16 protein-coding genes and 1 pseudogene are annotated in these 17,381 nt (G+C 73.5%); 6 read left to right on the top strand and 11 right to left on the bottom strand.

Annotated elements, in window-relative coordinates:
* A pseudogene (locus C1I95_RS22075) lies at window positions 1–272 on the top strand (exo-alpha-sialidase); the annotation flags it as partial.
* Window positions 273–603: 331 nt separating this feature from the next.
* On the opposite strand, the gene C1I95_RS22070 reads toward C1I95_RS22075, so the two are convergent.
* From C1I95_RS22070 to C1I95_RS22030, 9 genes are all read right to left on the bottom strand, one after another.
* Window positions 604–972, bottom strand: a complete 369-nt coding sequence (locus C1I95_RS22070) for an antibiotic biosynthesis monooxygenase family protein (RefSeq protein ID WP_233513799.1) — start codon at window positions 970–972, stop codon at window positions 604–606.
* Window positions 969–2,219 (bottom strand): beta-ketoacyl synthase N-terminal-like domain-containing protein, encoded by a 1,251-nt coding sequence (locus tag C1I95_RS22065; protein WP_111216204.1) that lies wholly within the window; start codon window positions 2,217–2,219, stop codon window positions 969–971. The genes C1I95_RS22070 and C1I95_RS22065 overlap by 4 nt, the downstream gene beginning before the upstream one ends.
* Window positions 2,220–2,295: 76 nt before the next feature.
* Window positions 2,296–3,570 carry a beta-ketoacyl-[acyl-carrier-protein] synthase family protein gene (locus tag C1I95_RS22060; RefSeq protein ID WP_111216202.1) on the bottom strand — a complete coding sequence of 425 codons (1,275 nt, stop codon included), beginning with the start codon at window positions 3,568–3,570 and terminating at the stop codon, window positions 2,296–2,298.
* Complete coding sequence (locus C1I95_RS22055) at window positions 3,567–3,965, bottom strand: cupin domain-containing protein (RefSeq protein ID WP_111216200.1); 399 nt, start codon at window positions 3,963–3,965, stop codon at window positions 3,567–3,569. The genes C1I95_RS22060 and C1I95_RS22055 overlap by 4 nt, the downstream gene beginning before the upstream one ends.
* Window positions 3,958–4,713, bottom strand: a complete 756-nt coding sequence (locus C1I95_RS22050; RefSeq protein WP_111216197.1) for an SRPBCC family protein — start codon at window positions 4,711–4,713, stop codon at window positions 3,958–3,960. Before C1I95_RS22050 ends, C1I95_RS22055 begins: the two co-directional genes overlap by 8 nt.
* Window positions 4,710–6,089 carry an acetyl-CoA carboxylase biotin carboxylase subunit gene (locus C1I95_RS22045; protein WP_111216195.1) on the bottom strand — a complete coding sequence of 460 codons (1,380 nt, stop codon included), beginning with the start codon at window positions 6,087–6,089 and terminating at the stop codon, window positions 4,710–4,712. Before C1I95_RS22045 ends, C1I95_RS22050 begins: the two co-directional genes overlap by 4 nt.
* Before the next feature lie 11 nt (window positions 6,090–6,100).
* Window positions 6,101–6,634, bottom strand: coding sequence for an acetyl-CoA carboxylase biotin carboxyl carrier protein (accB, locus tag C1I95_RS22040; protein WP_438941329.1), 534 nt, complete (start codon window positions 6,632–6,634; stop codon window positions 6,101–6,103).
* Window positions 6,635–6,951: 317 nt separating this feature from the next.
* Window positions 6,952–8,664 (bottom strand): acetyl-CoA carboxylase carboxyltransferase subunit alpha, encoded by a 1,713-nt coding sequence (locus tag C1I95_RS22035; protein ID WP_111216192.1) that lies wholly within the window; start codon window positions 8,662–8,664, stop codon window positions 6,952–6,954.
* On the bottom strand, window positions 8,661–8,987 hold the full coding sequence (locus C1I95_RS22030) for a TcmI family type II polyketide cyclase (protein WP_111216189.1): 327 nt from the start codon (window positions 8,985–8,987) through the stop codon (window positions 8,661–8,663). The genes C1I95_RS22035 and C1I95_RS22030 overlap by 4 nt, the downstream gene beginning before the upstream one ends.
* Window positions 8,988–9,386: 399 nt before the next feature.
* Here C1I95_RS22030 and C1I95_RS22025 point away from each other — a divergent pair, with 399 nt between their 5' ends.
* The 5 genes from C1I95_RS22025 to C1I95_RS22005 all read left to right on the top strand — a co-directional run bounded on the left by C1I95_RS22025 (window position 9,387) and on the right by C1I95_RS22005 (window position 13,347).
* Window positions 9,387–10,196 (top strand): AfsR/SARP family transcriptional regulator, encoded by an 810-nt coding sequence (locus C1I95_RS22025; protein WP_111216186.1) that lies wholly within the window; start codon window positions 9,387–9,389, stop codon window positions 10,194–10,196.
* Between the two features lie 126 nt (window positions 10,197–10,322).
* On the top strand, window positions 10,323–10,670 hold the full coding sequence (locus tag C1I95_RS22020) for a TcmI family type II polyketide cyclase (RefSeq protein WP_111216184.1): 348 nt from the start codon (window positions 10,323–10,325) through the stop codon (window positions 10,668–10,670).
* 11 nt (window positions 10,671–10,681) lie between these two features.
* Complete coding sequence (locus C1I95_RS22015) at window positions 10,682–12,031, top strand: FAD-dependent oxidoreductase (protein WP_111216182.1); 1,350 nt, start codon at window positions 10,682–10,684, stop codon at window positions 12,029–12,031.
* 216 nt (window positions 12,032–12,247) lie between these two features.
* Window positions 12,248–12,994, top strand: a complete 747-nt coding sequence (locus C1I95_RS22010; protein WP_111216180.1) for a helix-hairpin-helix domain-containing protein — start codon at window positions 12,248–12,250, stop codon at window positions 12,992–12,994.
* Between the two features lie 146 nt (window positions 12,995–13,140).
* Window positions 13,141–13,347, top strand: a complete 207-nt coding sequence (locus C1I95_RS22005; RefSeq protein ID WP_111216177.1) for a hypothetical protein — start codon at window positions 13,141–13,143, stop codon at window positions 13,345–13,347.
* Between the two features lie 126 nt (window positions 13,348–13,473).
* Here C1I95_RS22005 and C1I95_RS22000 read toward each other — a convergent pair whose 3' ends face one another.
* Entirely contained in the window at window positions 13,474–15,072 is a 1,599-nt protein-coding gene (locus C1I95_RS22000; protein ID WP_111216174.1) for a hypothetical protein, read from the bottom strand.
* Window positions 15,073–15,301: 229 nt separating this feature from the next.
* Window positions 15,302–17,380, bottom strand: coding sequence for an APC family permease (locus C1I95_RS21995; RefSeq protein WP_111216171.1), 2,079 nt, complete (start codon window positions 17,378–17,380; stop codon window positions 15,302–15,304).
* Window position 17,381 lies beyond the last annotated feature (1 nt).

Below are 17,381 nucleotides of genomic sequence, written 5' to 3'. Positions count from 1 at the left end.
GGCCGGCGCTGCGCCGGCTGCCCGACGGCTCACTCGTCGCCGGGGTACGCCTGCACGACGGCGAGGTGCGGACGGCGATCTGCGCGGTCGACGTGGCGCGCGGCCGGCTGCACGAACTGGTGGCGCTACCGTCGGGCGGCGACTGCAGCTACCCCGGCCTGGTCTGGCACGACGACCGGCTCCTGGTCAGCTACTACTCCTCGCACGAGGGGCGCAGCTGCGTCTACCTGGCCGAGGTGGCGCTCTCCCCCGCCGCCGCGCGTTCGGCCTGAGCCGGGCACGGCTTCCGCGACGGCGGCGGGTGGCCGACGGTCGGCGGGTGGCCGCCAGGCGGGCTCGGTCAGCGAATACAGCGGGCCGGTCATCGGACAGCCACCGTCCACCACCCAACGTCGATGCGGGCGCGAACCAAACTCGCGGGTCGCGTGCCTCGGAGTAATGCCGGAACCCTACGGCAGCGCTCGCGACTATTGCTACGTGCAAATGGATAACCGAGAAAGGGCGGCTGGCGGGATTGTCGACCGGCCGCCCGGCGGGCAGGATCGGAACCGTGTGTCAGCACACGATCAGCGATGCGTGATCGGCTGGGCGGGGTCGCCGCGATCAGGCCGGGACCGGGGTCTGGGCGTGGATGTGGAAGCGCAGCGACCGGGCGTCGGTGAAACACTCCCGCATCGGCCGGACCAGATCCCGGTGCTCCGGGCTGCGTTCCCACGTCTCGAAGTCGGCCAGGCTGGCCCACTCGCTGGTGATCAGCCACTGCTCCGGGTCGGTCGACGAGCGGCACACCTGGTCGACCAGGTGGCCCGGCACGCCGCCGGCGACCAGGTGCCGGACCGCCTCGTACGCCCGCAGGAAATCCTCGGTGCGTTCGGTGGGCACCCGGACCAGGAAGACCACCCGGGCGCGGTGCCGCCCCTGGTCTGGACCATCGGGCCCGCAAGCTCGCTCCTCGCGCTGCACTGCTGTCATCGATGCTCTCCTTCGTCCGGTGCCGCTCCCCGCAGCACCAGCGCGCTGTTGAATCCGTCGAAGCCCCGGGCGCAGACCAGCGCCACCCTGGTACGCGGGCGCCGGCGCTCGCGTAGGAAATCCAGGTCGCACCCCTCGGCGACCCGCTGCGGGCCGGCCGACGCGGGCAGCGTGTCGTGCGCGAAGGCGAGCAGCGCGGTGGCCACGTCCAGCGCCGAGCCGCCCTGGTGGGCCCGCCCGGTCAACGCCTTGTGGGTGCTCACCGGCGGTGCCGTGCCGGCGAAGACCGCCCGCAGCGCGGTGGCCTCGGCGCGGTCGTAGCGGGGCACCCCGAGGGCGTCGGGAACCACCAGGTCCACCTCCGCCGGCTCGACCCCGGCCCGGCCCAGCGCCAGCCGCATCGCGCGGGCGTACTGGTGCGGGTCACCGGCCGAGTCCGCCGTGGTGTGCACGGCGTCGTGGGTGGCACCCCAGCCGGTCACCTCACCGTAGATCCGGGCACCCCGGGCGGTGGCGTGCCCGTGCTCCTCGACCACGAAGACCGCGCCGCCCTCGGCCGGCAGGTAGCCGCTGGCCGCGGCGTCGAACGGCCGGTAGGCCCGCTCCGGATCGGCCACGTTGCTGAGCAGGCCGGAGCGCAGCTGGCAGGCCAGCGCGTACGGGCTCAGCGGGCACTCGGTCGCCCCGGCGAGCACCACGGAGGCACCGCGCCGCACGGTGCGTACGGCGTGGGCGAGGCTGTCCAGTCCGCCGGCCGACTCGGCCACCAGCACGCCGCACGGGCCCTTCGCCTGGTGCCGGATGGACAGCTGCCCGGTGCTCGCGGCGTAGAACCAGGCGATCGACTGGTACGCCCCGACGGTGCGGGTCGGCGACGACCACAGCCGTTGCAGCTCCCGCTGGCCGAACAGGTTGCCGCCGGAGGAACTGGCCAGCGTCACCGCCCAGTCGTACGGGTCGGGGGCCTGCTCAGGCAGGCCGGCGTCGGCCAACGCCAGCCCGGTGGCGGCGAACCCGAGGTGGGTCCAGCGGTCGGTCTGCACCAGGGCGCGATTGTCGGTGTAGCGGGCCGCGTCGAAGTCCGCCACCTCGCCGCCCAGCCGGGTCGGGTAGCCGGTGGCGTCGAACAGGGTGATCGGGCCGGTGCGGCGCCGGCCGGCCAGCACCGTACGCCAGTGCGCGTCCGCCCCGACCCCGCTGGGCGCGACCACCCCGATCCCGGTCACCACCGCCCGTCTGGCCCTCACGCCGACCCTCCGCCTCGCTGCGGGCCGCCGTGCCGCACCACGGCACCGCGTTGCTGGTTCGCTCGCTGCCGCTCGCTCACCTGCCCACCTCCCGGCACAGCCGACGGAACAACATCGCCGACTGGAAGCCGCCGAAGCCGCTGCCGACCGACAGCGCCACGTCCACCGGCACCTCCCGGGCCTCGTTGGGCACGTAGTCCAGATCGCACTCCGGATCCCGGGTGGTCCAGTTGGCGGTCGGTGGCACCACCCCGTACTCGATGGCGAGGGCGCAGGCGGCCATCTCGATGGAACCGATGGCGCCGAGCGAGTGCCCGACCATCGACTTGATCGAGCTGATCGGCACCCGGTACGCGGCCGGCCCGAACGCCCGCTTGACCGCGGCCGTCTCGTGCCGGTCGTTCTGCCGGGTGCCGGACCCGTGCGCGCTGACGTACGAGACGTCCTCGGGCGCGAGCCGGGCCTGACCGAGCGCGTCGGTGATGGCCAGGCCCATCTCCAGGCCGTCGGGACGCAACCCGGTCATGTGGTAGCCGTTGCTGCGGCTGGCGTACCCGGCGACCTCGCAGTAGACGTGCGCGCCGCGCCGCCGGGCGTGACCGGCCTCCTCCAGCACCAGCACCGCCGCCCCCTCGGCCAGCACGAACCCGTGCCGGTCGGCGTCGAACGGCCGGGAGGCGTGCGCCGGGTCGTCGTTGTCCGGACTGGTGGCCTTGATGGCGTCGAAGGAGGCGACGGTGACCGGGGAGATCGGCGAGTCGGCGGCCCCGGCGAGCACGATGTCCGCCTCGCCGTCGGCGATGAGCTGGTGGGCGTACCCGATGGCGTCGATGCCCGAGGTGCAGCCGGTGGAGACGACCTGCGCCGGGCCGTGCAGGCCGTGCCGGCAGGCCACGTCGGCGGCCAGGCTGCTGGGCATCAGCGCCTGATAGAGGTACGGGCCGCCGAGCGCCGCCTCGACCAGCCAGCGCCGGCCGCTGTCGCTGACCGTCACGTACTCCTGTTCCAGCGCCATGGTGCCGCCGACCGCGGTGCCGAGCACCACCCCGGCCCGGTCCCGCTCGGCGTCGGTGAGGTCGAGCCCGCTGTCCGCGACCGCCTCGGCGGCGCAGGCCAACGCGAACTGCACGTACCGGTCGGCGCGTTGCCGCTCGGCGGGGGTCAGCCCGGCGGCGTCCGGGTCGAAGTCGCACTCGGCGGCGATCTGGGACCGGAACGGTGACGGGTCGAAGAAGCTGATCCGCCGGGTCGCGGTACGCCCCTCGGTGATGCCCTTCCAGAACCGGTCCCGGGTGACGCCGCCGGGGGCGACCACCCCGATGCCGGTGACCACGGTGCGGCGGCCGGTCACGACCCGTCCCGCTGTTCGACCAGCTCGGTGTCGACGTGGCCGAGTTCCGGCCGGGGGGCCAGCGGTCCGAGGTGGAAGACCACCTCGGCGGGCAGGTGGCCGGTGTTGCGCAGCCGGTGCCGGACGTTGCGGGCCACGAACAGCGCCTCGCCGGCCGCCAGCGGCACCGGCTCGTCGTCGAGGTCGACGGTGATCGCGCCACGGGCGACGTAGAGGAACTCCTCGCTGTACGGGTGGTAGTGCTCGGCGATCCGCTCTCCCGGCGCCATGGTGGCGACGCCCATGAAACCGGAGGTGCTGCCGACGGTACGCGGGCCGAGCAGGACCCGCAGTTCACCGCCGCGGCGCCGGTCGGCGGGCACGTCCCGGGCGGCCACCAGGGCCAGGTCACTCATCGTCGCCTCCCGTTGCGGCCGGGCCGACCGTGGCCGGTACGGCGGCGGTACCCGCGCCGGCCAGCCGCTCGATGCGGTCCTTGATGACGCCCAGCTGCACCACGCTGTTGGTGTTGATCCGCTCGGTCATCCCGGCGTTGTCGAGCGGTGCGGTCGGCTTCATGGCGAAGTCCTGCACCCAGGTCATCCGGACGCCCTCGGGCTCCTCGGTGTAGGTCCAGTGGATGCGCATGTACTCGAACGGCCCGGTCTCCACCCGGCGGGCCTGGACCTGCCGGGTGGCCCGGTCGGCGGTGCGTTCGCTGATCCAGCTCCAGGCCACCCCGTTCTCGTCGGGGTGCATGGTGAGCCGGAACCGGACGGTGTCGCCGTCCCGGTCGAGGATCTCGGCCCGCGCGTACTCGGTGAACAGCTCGGGCCAGCCGGCCACGTCGTTGGTGACGGACCAGACCAGGTCCAGCGGCGCGGCGATAAACACGCTGTTCTCGGTGTGCCCGGGCGGGTCGGCGCGCCGGGCGACGAGGTCGGCCACGGCGGGGATGCTCAGCTGGGCGGCCTGCTCCGGGATGCGCACCCGCCACCGGTCGGCGACGACGGCGGAGAGTTCGAGCAGGGCGAGCGAGTCCATCCCCAGTTCTTCCAGGGAGGCGGCCGGCGCGCGGGCGGCGGCGTCCGGGTCCAGCCCGCAGTTGGTCACCAGGATGTCGGTGATCTCCGCGGTCAGCGAGCTGCCGTCGGTGACGGTCATCGGTTCCTCCTCGAATGTACGGGGGTAGGTGCGGCGAGCAGCCGGTCGACCAGGCCGGTGGAGTAGCGCCCCTTGCGGAAGTCGGCGTCGTCGAGCACCCGCCGGACGAACGGGATGGTGGTCCGCACCCCTGCTCCGGAGATCTCGAACTCGCCGAGGGCGCGTTCCAGCCGGTTCAGGGCCAGCTCCCGGTCCGGGGCCCAGACCGCGACCTTGGCCAGCAGCGAGTCGTAGTGCGGGCCCACCAGGTAGCCGGCGTGGCCGTGGGTGTCGACCCGGGTGAACGGGCCGCCGGGCGGGACGAAGTGGTCCAGCCGGCCGGGGGTGGGGGCGAAGCCGCGGTCCGGGTCCTCCACGTTGACCCGGCACTCGACGGCCACCCCGGTGAGCCGGATGTCCTGCTGCCGCCAGCGCAGCGGCACCCCGGCGGCGACGTGCAACTGTTCGTGCACCAGGTCGATTCCGGTGACCATCTCGGTCACCGGGTGCTCGACCTGGATCCGACAGTTGATCTCCAGGAAGTGGAACCGCTCCTCGGCGTCCACCAGGAACTCCACCGTCCCGGCGCCGGTGAAACCCACGTCGAGCGCGCCGTGCAGGGCGGCCTGCTCGATGGCGTCCAGGGTCGCCGGGGCCAGCGCGGGGGCGGGCGCCTCCTCGACCAGCTTCTGGTGCCGGCGCTGCACCGAGCAGTCCCGGGTGCCCAGGTGCACGCCGTTGCCGTGCGAGTCGCAGAGCAGTTGCACCTCGACGTGCCGGGCATCGGTCAGGTACCGCTCGACGTACACCCGGTCGTCGCCGAAGGCGACCTGGGCGGCGGCGCGGGTACGCGCGTACGCCCGGGGCAGTTCCGCCGGGGACCGGACCACGGTCATCCCCCGCCCGCCGCCGCCGGCCGCCGCCTTGACGATCACCGGATAGCCCACCTCGGCGGCGACCGCCGCGGCCTCGGCGGCGGTCGGCACCGCCTGCACGGCACCCGGCGGCAGCGGCAGCCCGGCCCGGCGCATCAGCGCCCGCGCCGAGGACTTGTCCGCCAGGGCGGCCATCACGTGCGGGGGAGGGCCGACGAAGGTCAACCCGTTGTCCGCGCAGATCTCGGCGAAGTCGGCGTCCTCGGAGAGGAAGCCGTAGCCGGGATGCACCGCCTGGGCGCCGACCTTGCGGGCCGCCTCGACGACCGCGGCGGCGTTGAGGTAGCTGCGCCGGCTGGCCGAGGGTCCGATCCGGACGGCCTCGTCGGCCAGCCGCACCGCCGCCGAGTCGGCGTCCGCCGTGGAGTAGACCACGGCGGTACGGATGCCCAGCTCGCGGCAGGCCCGCAGGACCCGCAGCGCGATCTCGCCGCGGTTGGCGATCAACACCTTCTCGAACATCACCCACCACCTCAGGTCGGATCCAGCGCGACCAGCGGCTGGTCGTACTCAACGGGCTGGCCGTCGACCGCCAGCACCTCGGCCACCCGGCCGGCCAGGTCGGCCGTGATCTCGTTCATCAGCTTCATCGCCTCGACGATCCCGACGACCTGCCCGGGCCGGACCACGTCACCGACGGCCACGAAGGGCGCCGCGCCCGGCTCCGCGGCCTGGTAGAAGGTGCCCACCATGGGCGAGCGCACGGTCGTCCGGCTGGCCGGGGCCACCGGCAGCGGTGGCGCGACGGGAACGCCGGCAGCGCTGGCCGGTTCGTGCCCGGGTCCGGCCACGGCGGCGGGTCCGGCGGCCACCGGGCCGCCCGGTCCGGGCTCGGCCGGGTGGTGCCACTCCACCTCCAGTTCGGTGTCCCCGGCCTGCAGTCGCAGGCGGCGCACCGGGCCGGCGAGTTCGGCGACCAGCTCACGGGCGTGCCGGCGCAGCCCGGTGAGCGCCGCGTCGGTATCGGCCGCGTCGGTGTCGGCTGCGTCGGACCGTCCGGGCGCCAGCGCACCGTCTGCCGGACGCGCGTCAGTCGCGTGCTCGGGCTTGCGCGGACCCACCCGGGCCGGCGGATGCGCCTCCGCCTGGGCCGTGGAACGCGCCTCCGCCTGGGCGGTCGGAGGTGGCTGCGCGTGGGCCGGCGGGCGTGGTTCCGCCGCCTCGGAACCGGCGCGCGGGGCCGGCGTGATCTCGGTGGGCTGCGGTGCCGGCGCGCCAGGCGAAGGACGGGGCCGGTCGAGCGGCGCGGTCGCCGGTTCGCCGGGGATCGGTGGCCGGACCGCCGGGGTGCCGGCGACCGCCGGCACGGCACCGCCGACGCCGCTCACCGGACACCCGCCCGGACGCCGACGCGGGCCGCCCCGAAGCGCCGGAACCGGCGCCGACGGTGCTGGACCAGGGTGGCGATCGGCACGTCGAGCAGCGGCAGCAGGCTCGCCAGCACCGCTTCGCGGACCGCGCGGGCGGTGGCCTCCGGGTCGTCGGCCGCCGAACCGGCCGGCTCGGGTACCACCTCGTCGACGATGCCGAGCCGGCACAGGTCCGGGGCGGTCAGCCGCAGCGCCCGGGCCGCCTGGGGGGCGGCGGTGCGTCCCGGCCAGAGGATGGCGGCGCAGCCCTCCGGGCTGATCACCGAGTACACCGCGTGCTGGAGCATCAGCACCCGGTCGGCGACCGCCAGGGCCAGCGCACCGCCGCTGCCGCCCTCGCCGGTGACCACCGCGACGACCGGGGTGGGCAGCACGCTCAGCGCCAGGATGTTCTCCGCGATGGCCGCGGCCTGGCCGTGCTCCTCCGCGTCGATGCCGGGGTCGGCCCCGGGGGTGTCCACCAGGGTCACCACGGGCAGGCCGAGACGGGCGGCGAGCCGCATCAGCCGCAGCGCCTTGCGGTGCCCGGCCGGCGTGGCCATGCCGAAGTTGCGGGCCACCACCTCGGCGTTGGTGTGCCCCTTCTGATGGCCGATCACCATCAGGTGCCGGCCGTCGAGCCGGGCCAGCCCGCCGACGATTGCCGGGCAGTCGCGGCCGAGCCGGTCGCCGTGCAGCTCGGTGAAGCCGTCGAAGGCGGTCTCCAGGTAGTCCAACGTGGTCGGTCGGCGCAGATGCCGGGCCAGCCGTACGGTCTCCCAGGCGTCCCGCGCCGCCGCGCCGGTGGGCGGCGGATCCGGCGGCCGGGCGACCGGTGGTGCCGGCGGGTGCCCCGGTACGCCGGCACGCACCGCCGGCCGGCGACCGCCGTTCGCGGCGGCGAGCACCGCCACCAGCCGGGCGCGTAGCGCGTGGCGCGGCACCACCATGTCCACCTGGCCGTGGCGCAGCAGGAACTCGGCGGTCTGGAAGCCGTCCGGCAGGCTGCGGCCGGTGACCTGGCGGATCACCCGGGGGCCGGCGAAGCCCATCCGGGCACCGCTCTCGGCGAGCACCAGGTCCGTACAGGTGGCGAAGGAGGCGGCCACGCCCCCGTAGGTGGGGTCGGTCAGCACGCTGACGGTGAGCAGTCCGGCCTCCCGCAGGGCGGCGATCGCCTGGCTGACGGTGGCCATCTGCATCAACGACAGTGCGCCCTCCTGCATCCGAGCGCCGCCGGAGGCGGTGACCAGGATCAGCGGCACGCCCGCCTCGAGCGCCTGTTCGGCGGTGCGGGTGATCAGTTCGCCGACCGCGCAGCCGAGGCTGCCGCCGAGGAACCGGAAGTCCATCACCGCCAGCGCGCAGCGGTAGCGGCCGATGGTGGCGGTGCCGCAGAGCACCGCCTCCGGCAGCCCGGTGTCGGCGCGGGCGGCGGTGAGCCGGTGCGGGTACGGCAGCACGTCGACGAAGCCGATCGGGTCCACCTCGACCGCGCGGTCGGGCAGGGGCTGGAACGAGGCCGGGTCGACCAGCTGGCGGACCCGCTCGGGGGCGGCGAGCCGGGTGTGCCGCCCGCATTCGGGGCAGACGTCGAGGTTGCGCCGCAACCGCTTGCGGTACAGCAGGGTGGCGCAGCCACCGCAGCGTGACCACAGCGCCTCGCCGGCGGGCGCGGTGGCGGTCACGACGGCCGTCCGTCGAAGTGGTAGAAGCAGCGGGCCATGGCGTCCCGGGGTGAGCGCCAGTCCGGCAGGTACGGCGTGATGTACGGGCGCAGCCGCGCACTGACCCGCTCGAACTCCGGATGCTGCCGGACGGCCTCCACCGCGCCGTCGCCCGGCGCGTCGGTCTCCAACAGGTGCACGTACAGGTCGTGCAGCCGGTAGAGCGAGCGGTGCCGGACCCCCACCAGGTGCGGCAGCTCGGTCGTGTCGGACTCGGCGAAGATCTCGGCGACCGCCGCCTCGGCGGTCGGGACCACCTTCGCGACGATCAGCGTTCGGTCCATGCTGGTCCTCCCCCCATGGCCGGTGGTGACGCCACCGGTCTGCCCGGACGGCTGCCGACACGATGCGCGGCCCGGCGTCACCCGAGCGTCACCGCCGCCCCCTGCCGGGACGACCTTCAGTGACGCTGCGTTGACGCAAGCTGTGCGCCCGCTGAACGAGGAGAACTTCATGATCGTCGAGATTGGCCAGTTCAGAGCCGGTCTCACAGATGACGGGCGGGTTACTTTATCGACGCCACCGTTGACCCAGAGTAACTGCTATTGATAATCTTCGCAGCGGTCAGACCCGGCTCCGCACGCCCGCATGCGACGGCCCAGCGAGTCGACAGTGGCGTCACGGCGGCCACGCCGGGACCCGGCCGAGACCCGCAGACGACGCGTTGCGCAGGGGGTGCCGCCGTGGCCGCCGATCCGCCCACGCCGACCACCGGACCGTGCCCGGACGCCGAGGTACGACTGCACCTGCTCGGCGGCTTCCGGCTCGCCCACGGCGGCACACCGGTGGTGGTCCCCCGGGGCCTGCAACGGGTCATCGCGCTGATCGGGCTGCGCCCCGGCGCGACCCGCAGTCATCTCGCCGGGCTGCTCTGGCCGGAGGCCGCGGAGGAGCGGGCCCTGTCGTCACTGCGCACCGCGCTGTGGCGGCTGCGCCAGGATCCGTACTGCCCGCTGACCACCACCGCCGACACCATCCGCCTCGACCCCGCCGTACGGGTCGACGTCGACAAGCTGGTCGACACGGCCGCCCGGATCCGCGACGGCCAGGCCCCCGCCGACGCTGCGGAGGCGCTCGCCGCCGGCCGGCACGACCTGCTCCCCGGTTGGTACGACGACTGGGTGCTGGCCGACCGGGAGCGCCTGCGCCAGCTCCGGCTGCACATGCTGGAGCAGATGGCCGGCCAGCACCTGGCCGCCGGCCGGCACGGCGAGGCGCTCGAGGCGGCGCTGGAGGCGATGGCCGCCGAGCCGCTGCGCGAGACACCGCACCGGCTGGTGGTCCGCATCCACCTGGCCGAGGGCAACGCGTTCGAGGCGGTGCACGCCTTCTACGTCTACCGGGACCTCCTCCTGCGGGAGCTGCGGCTGGAGCCCTCCCCGGCGATGAGCGCGCTGCTGGACGAGACGCTCGAACCGATCCGGCGGGCCAGCCGGCCGGGGGCCGGACCATCGCGGCACCCGGTCACGCGGGCGTCGTTCCGGGGCCGCTGACCAGGCGTCACCGCCGCGACCGGACGCGTTGACGGGCAGGTGACAGGCCCACGGACAGGGTGGTCGGGGAAAGCGGTCCGTGGTCCGGCGACCTGTCCGAACCGGACCACCGGTGAGAGGGGAACGATGAGCCGTCTAGTTATCGTCAGCAGGATCATCCCGGGCGCGGAGGGTCGGGTGTCGCAGATCTTCGCCGAGTCCGACGCGACCGAGCTGCCCAGCTTGACCGGGGTGCGCCACCGGTCCCTGTACTGCCTGCACGACCTGTGCGTACATCTGATGGAGACCGACGACGTCGGCGCGGACGCCCTCGCCGCGGCCCGCAACCACCCGCTGTATCTACAGGTCAACGAGCGACTGTCCGCCCACACCTCGCCGTACCTGCCGACCTGGCGCTCACCGCGCGACGCGATCGCCAGCTGTTTCTACCGGTGGGACGCCGCAGACGTTCCGGCACCACGCGTCGCCGGCTGACGGGAGACGCCGTGGCCATCCGACCACCGCACGTCCTGGTCATCGGCGCGGGCACCGGCGGGCTCTGCCTGGCGCACGGGCTGCGCCGGGCCGGGATCAGCGTCGCCGTCTACGAGCGGCACCGCACCCGGGCCGACGGGCTGCTCGGCTACCGGGTGGGCATCGGGCCGACCGGCAGCCGGGCGCTGCGTGACTGCCTGCCGCCGGAACTGTTCGACATCTACCTGGCCACCTGCGCCCGCTCCCCCCGCTACTTCAACGTGCTCAGCCAGCGGATGCGGCACACCGCGTCGTTCCCGCTGCGGCCGGACACCCATCCGGTCGACACCGAGCGGTCGGTGGCCCGGATGACGCTGCGCCAGGTGCTGCTGACCGGCATGGAGGACGTGGTGCAGTTCGACCGCACCTTCACCCGGTACGAGCAGCACGACGACGGGACGGTCACCGCCCACTTCGCCGACGGCGGCACCGCCACCGGCGACCTGCTGGTGGCGGCGGACGGTACGCACTCCGCCGTTCGCCGCCAGTACCTGCCGCACGCGGTCATCCGGGACGCCGGCACCATCAACATCGCCACCCGGATCCCGCTCACCGACCGCACCCGGGCACTGTTACCGGACACCGTGCAGCGGGGCATCTCGCTGATCTTCGGCACCGGTGGCGTGATGGGCGTACTGCACGTGATGGAGTTCAAGTGGGACCGTGACGGCCGGCTCAAGCCGGGCGTCGCCGCCGACGACGCGGCGCTGCTCGCCGACTGGCCGGGGCTGCGCCACGACACCACCCGCGACAACATCAACCTGGTCGTCTGGAGCACCGCCCGACGGTTCCCGCCGGACGTGATGCGGCGCCGCGGCGCGGAACTGATCCGGGTGGCCCTGGAGCTGACCGCCAACTGGCATCCCCGGCTACGGGAACTGCTCAGCCTGGCCGACCCCGGCAGCGCGTTGCCGATCCGGGTGTCCACCTCGGAGCCGGTCCCGCCGTGGAAGAGCAGCACGGTCACGCTGCTCGGCGACGCCATCCACACCATGACCCCGGGCCGGGGCGTGGGCGCCAACACCGCGTTGCGGGACGCGAACCTGCTGCGTCGGCAGGTGATCCTCGCCACCGTCGGCGAGAAGACCCTGGTGCAGGCGGTGGCCGACTACGAGGCGGCGATGGTGCCGTACGGCTTCGCCCGGGTGGCCGACTCGCTCAACCGCAGCGGCACCAACGGCGACGACCGGATGTACCAACCGGTTTTCGGGCGGCTCGCGTTGCTCGGTGCCCGTGGGTACTTCCGGGTCACCAGCCGGGTGCCCCGGCTCCGGCGCAAGTTCGTCGACGACTTCTACACCTACCGAGGCGAACAGGACTGAATCCGTCGCGTCACGACCCCGGCACCCGACCCGGTGCCGGGGTCGTGACGCGTCCGCTGGTCCACACCGTCCGTCCCGTGCCGGACACCTGCGGTAGCCCCCGGCGGGCCGACACGAGCGGTAACCGAGCCTGCCTGTCGCGCCGGCCGCACGTGTGCGAAGCTGCGGCGAGTTTTTCTCGTGACGATTCGGACGTTACCTTCAGGGAGGTTTGCCGTGGCGGAGTCCTCTGGCATCTGGCTGATACTGATCGTGGTCCTGCTGGCCGGCCTGGCGGCGGGCTGGCTGCTGCTCCGCGGCCGGCGGGACGAACCCCCCGCGCCGTCGACCGGGGCGGCGAGCGGCGCGACCACGGCGACCGGCCCGGCGCCGACCGCCAACACCGTGACCGAGCAGCCGGAAACCGTGGCCGAACCGGCCGCTACCAGCACCGAGCCCACGCCGGCCGAGCCGGTGACCACCGAGCCGACGCCGGCCGTGGTCGCCGAACCGGCCACCACCACCGAACCCTCGGCCGCCGGTGACGACGCGGTGCCGCCCGCCGCCGAGCCGGTCGCCGCGGCCGCCGGCAGCGCCGAGCCGCAGCCGGCGTCCGTCCCCGACGGACCGGCCGAAGACCCGACTGCGGCGGACCGGCCGGCCGTCGCCACCCCGCCGGTCCGGCCCAGGGCGTCCGCCGAACCCGTCGCGGTCGCCCCCGAAGCGGCAGCCCCGGTCGCCGCCGCCGTCCCCGCCGCTGCTGAGGATGCCGCCGACGACTTCCGGCGTATCCAGGGCGTCGGCCCGAAGATGGCGGCCGCCCTACAGGGTGCCGGCATCCGGACCTACCGGCAGCTGGCGGAGCTGGACGAGGCGGCGCTGCGGGACACCATCCGGGGCGCCGGGCTGCGGGCCACCGCCAGCCTGGCCACCTGGCCCCAGCAGGCGAAGGTGCTGGCCGCCCAGACCGCCGACAACGCCTGACAGTTCTACCGCCGGGCCGCCGGTGCGGGAATGTCCACCCACCCCGCACCGGTGCCCGGCGCACCGGTCACGCAGCCACTCGTTAGCCGCCCGGTCAGGTTGGGTACCAGGGCCGACACCGGGTAACCCCTGACCGTGGAGGAAACATGCGTGGCACGTCGATACTCGGAGTCCTCGTCGTGATCTGGCTCGTCATCGGCGCCGTCGCCGCAGGCCAACGCGGCTACTACAGCGACGAGGAAACCAACTGTGCCGAACTCGGCACCATCCTGGTGACCATCGTCGCCGGGCCGCTGAACTACCTCGGCGCCAACCCGAAGGTCGACTGCGAGCTGCCCCAGCCCTCGCAGTGACGTACCGCATTCGGGGTCACCGCGGACGGCCTGCCGTAGGCAGGTGGGTGCGTCCGGTCCCGCAGCCTCCGATGGACAGGACCGGAGGCCGCGGTGACCGGACGCACCCCGTAGGTGGTCGCCGGCTCAGCGGAAGCAGTGCGCGACAGTCACCTTGCTGCCCTCGCAGTTGGTCGGGCCGTTCTCGATGACCATCGTCTCGTCGTCGACCTTGACCTGGGCCCGCTCGCCGTGGATGCCCCCCGCCTTCACGGTGGACTGGTTGCCCATAACCCGGCTCTTGTAGAGCGACGTGGAGCCGGCGGTGACGTGCAGCCCGCCACCCAGGGACTGCTCGCCCACCGCCTCGTTGCCCTCGACGTCGCTGGTACGCACGAGCAGGTTGGACTTCTCGGCGTAGATGCCGCCTCCCTTGCCGCGCGTGGTGTTACCGCTGATCACGCTGTCGTCCAGCGGCAGCAGGCCCTGCACGGTGGAGATGCCGCCGCCGGAGACCGTGGCGACGTTGTCGCGGACCGTCAGCTGCCGCAGCACCAACACCGCGTCAGAGTTGGCGAGGCCGCCACCGACCTCCGCGCTGTTGCCGATGACGGCGGTGTCGAAGACCTTGGTACGCGCGGAGAAGCTGGCCATCCCGCCGCCCTGCCCCGCGTTGTTCCGGACGAAGGTCGAGGAGTAGACGTCCCCGGCCGCCCGGAAGTTGGCCAGGCCACCGCCGTAGCTGACCGCGCTGTTGTGCCGGAACTCGGTGCGGTGCATGGTCATCACACCGCCGTTGAGCAGGCCCCCGCCCTTGCCCTGGGTGCCGGCGGCCCGGTTGCCGACCAGCGTACTGTCGCTGATCTGGAGGTTGCCGTCGTTGAAGATGCCGCCACCGCCGCCCTCCGCGGACAGCGAGGTGCTGTTGGCGACGGTGACCCGCTCGACGACCGCCGTCGCGCCGTGCACGATGTGGATGCTGCCGCCCTCCGCCTTCGAACTGCCGTTGCGCAGGGTGATATCACGCAGGGTCAGCTCGCCCCCATCGCGGACGGTGAAGAACCGGAATTCCTCGGCCTGCCCGCCCCGGACGATGGTGGCGCCGGAGCCCTCGATGGTGATCGCGTGGTAGATGACGGGCAGACCCGCCTTGTCGTCGGCCGTGTTGCGCGGGGGCGCCTCGGCGTCACCCGGGGTCTCCGCGGCGTCGTTGGCCTCCCGCGCGTCCCGGATCCCGCCGTCGTACTCGTCGGGCTGCTGGAACGCGTGGGTCAGGGTGTAGGTGCACTTCTCGGCCAGCCGCAGCGTGGCACCGCCCTCGGCGTTGGCGCGGACCAGCGCGGTGATGAGCCCGGTGGAGTCACAGGCCACCCGCCAGATCTTGTCGTCCGGCGGGCGCCCGTTGGTGCCGGCGGGCCGGGTGGGCGCGCGCTCGGGTCCCTCGGCCGCCCCCTCGTTGGGCCAGTCGGCCGCGGCCTGCTCGGGGGTTTCGTCGGCGGCGGGGCGCTGCGGATCCGCCCCCTGATCCTCCGGCGCCCAGGCCGTGCCGGGCACCTCGCTCGGCAACGTCGCTGCGGACTCGGCCGGGGTCGGCGCAGGTCGGTCAGGCTCGGCGGCCGAGGCGGCGACGCCGGTCAGGCCCACCGCTCCGGCCACCAGGGTGCCCGTCACCAAACCACCGGCCAAGAACCAGCGGGACCGCCGTCGGGGTCGCGTCGACCCCCGGCTCCCTTGGTATGTGGACATCAGGTTCCTGCCTCTCGTGCATCTGAAACACGGCCGCACCAAAACGGGCGCGGAGCGGCTGACGTCGCGACAGCCACCAGAAGGAACCGTACGGTGATGAAAGGTCGATATCCGGCATACGTGAATAAGTACTCCATTCGCTTTCACATACCATCAGACCGGATTCTGACCCCAGGTATGCGCACAGTGGCGTACCGGTAACGGGCTTCGAAGCAGGAACGAGTCGGCCTCAGCCGCCGACATGGATGCCGGGCCGGCGGGCCGGATCGGGCTCGGACTTGCGCAGGATCTCCCGCACCACCGGCGGGGTGTCACCGCGTCCCAGGATCAGGTACCGCAGCAGGTGCGCGATCGGGTTCCCCTCCGACCACTCGAAGTGCGCGTGCGGGCGGACACCGGTGGCGTCGCGCAACGCCAGCAGGATCGCCGCGATCGCGTTCGGCGCGGCCGGGCTGCTGGCGCGCAGCACCCGGTACCCACCCACCTCGACGCCGCGTACCCGCAGCACGTGGCGGAACCCGGACGGGTCGACCACGTCGATCTCCAGGAAGAGCACGTCGGTCGCGCCCGGCACCGGGTTCAGCCCGCGCTGGGCCCGCTCCTTGATGGTGTACTCCTTGACCGCGCCGTTGCGCCGCTTGTGCGCGATCACGTGCAGCCGGCCGTCATGGGCCACCGAATCGGCGATGAACCGCCGGGCCGGCTCGTCGAACTCGACCCGCTCCGCCCGCAGCTCCGTGGTGCGGCTGACCCGGGACACCAGGGACACCACGATGATGCCGAGGATGAACAGGCCGGAGATGGCGATCCCGTCCGGCTTGGCGATCACGTTCTCGACCAGCGCGTACAGCAGGACCAGGGTGAGCACGGTGAAGCCGACGGCGACGCCACGCTGCCGGCGGCCGGCCGCGGCGATCGCCACCGCCACCGCGGCGGAGACCATCATCGCCAGGATCCCGGTGGCGTACGCCCCGGCCTGCGCGTCGACGTCGGCCCGGAACAGGACGGTCAACACGATGCAGACCAGCGTGTAGACGATGACCACCGGGCGCACCGCTCGCGCCCACTCCGGCGCCATGCCGTACGACGGGAGGTAGCGCGGCACGATGTTGATCAGCCCGGCCATCGCCGAGGCACCGGCGAACCACAGGATGAGGACGCTGCTCACGTCGTACACCGTGCCGAACGCCTCACCGACCTGCTGGTGGGCGAGGTAGGCCAGGGCCCGCCCGTTGGCGGGCCCGCCGGTGGCGAACTTCTCGGCCGGGATGAGCAGCGTGGTGACGAAGGTGGTCGAGAGCAGGTAGACCGACATGATCAAGGCGGCGGCGGTGAGCAGCCGCCGGGTGTTGCGGATCCGTGCGGCCAGCCGGGCCGACGCGTCCGGCCCGTGCCCGGCGACCAGCGGCATCATGCTCACCCCGGTCTCGAAGCCGGAAAGCCCCAGCACCAGCAACGGGAACGCCAGCGCGGCGGTCAGCGCCACCTCACCCGGCCCGCCGCCCGCGCTCAGCGCCCCGGTCCAGTCCGACAGCACCCGCGGGTCGCCGGCGATCTCGATCAGCGACACCACCACGATCACCGCGTTCAGCGCCAGGAAGACGGCGACCAGCGGGACCGCCACCGCCACGGCCTCCCGGAAGCCGAGCAGGAACACCCCACCCAGGATCAGCAGCAGCAGCACCGTGACGACCACCGCGACGGTGGTGCCGCCGAACGCCTCCGGCAGGTACGGGTTCTGCAACATGTGCACGGTGGCGTCGGCCGAGGAGAGGGTGATCGTGACGATCCACGAGGTGGCCACGAAGCCGAGCAGGATCAGCACGAAGATCTTGCCCCGCCAGAACGGCAGCAGGCGCTCCAGCATCGCCACCGAGCCGTGGCCGTGCGGGCTGTCCCGCGCCACCCGGCGGTACATCGGCAGCATGCCGAACAGGGTCAGTGCCACGATCAACAGGGTCGCCAGCGGGGACAGCGCCCCGGCGGCCAGGGCCGCGATGCCCGGCAGGTACGACAGGGTGGAGAAGTAGTCCACGCCGGTCAGGCACATGACCCGCCACCAGGCGTGCGACCGGGCCTGCCCCTCGGCGGTCTCCGGGCCGACCGGCTGCACCTGGTGCACTAACAGCCAGCGGCGCAGCCGGCTCTCCCGAGGAACGGGACCGGCGGGCACCCCCATCCGCTCGGGTACGGCGACGCTCCGGCCGGCCTGGTCACCCGGCCGGGTCGGATCCCGGGCCGCGCGCAGCGCGGGCTCCGGTGTGCCAGACGCCCGACGACGGCGCCCCCGCCCCCGTCCCGGTCTGATC

The organism is Micromonospora craterilacus (assembly GCF_003236315.1).
In the GTDB taxonomy this organism is placed as follows: Bacteria; Actinomycetota; Actinomycetes; order Mycobacteriales; family Micromonosporaceae; genus Micromonospora; species Micromonospora craterilacus.
This window is presented reverse-complemented; position numbering and strand designations above follow the sequence as displayed.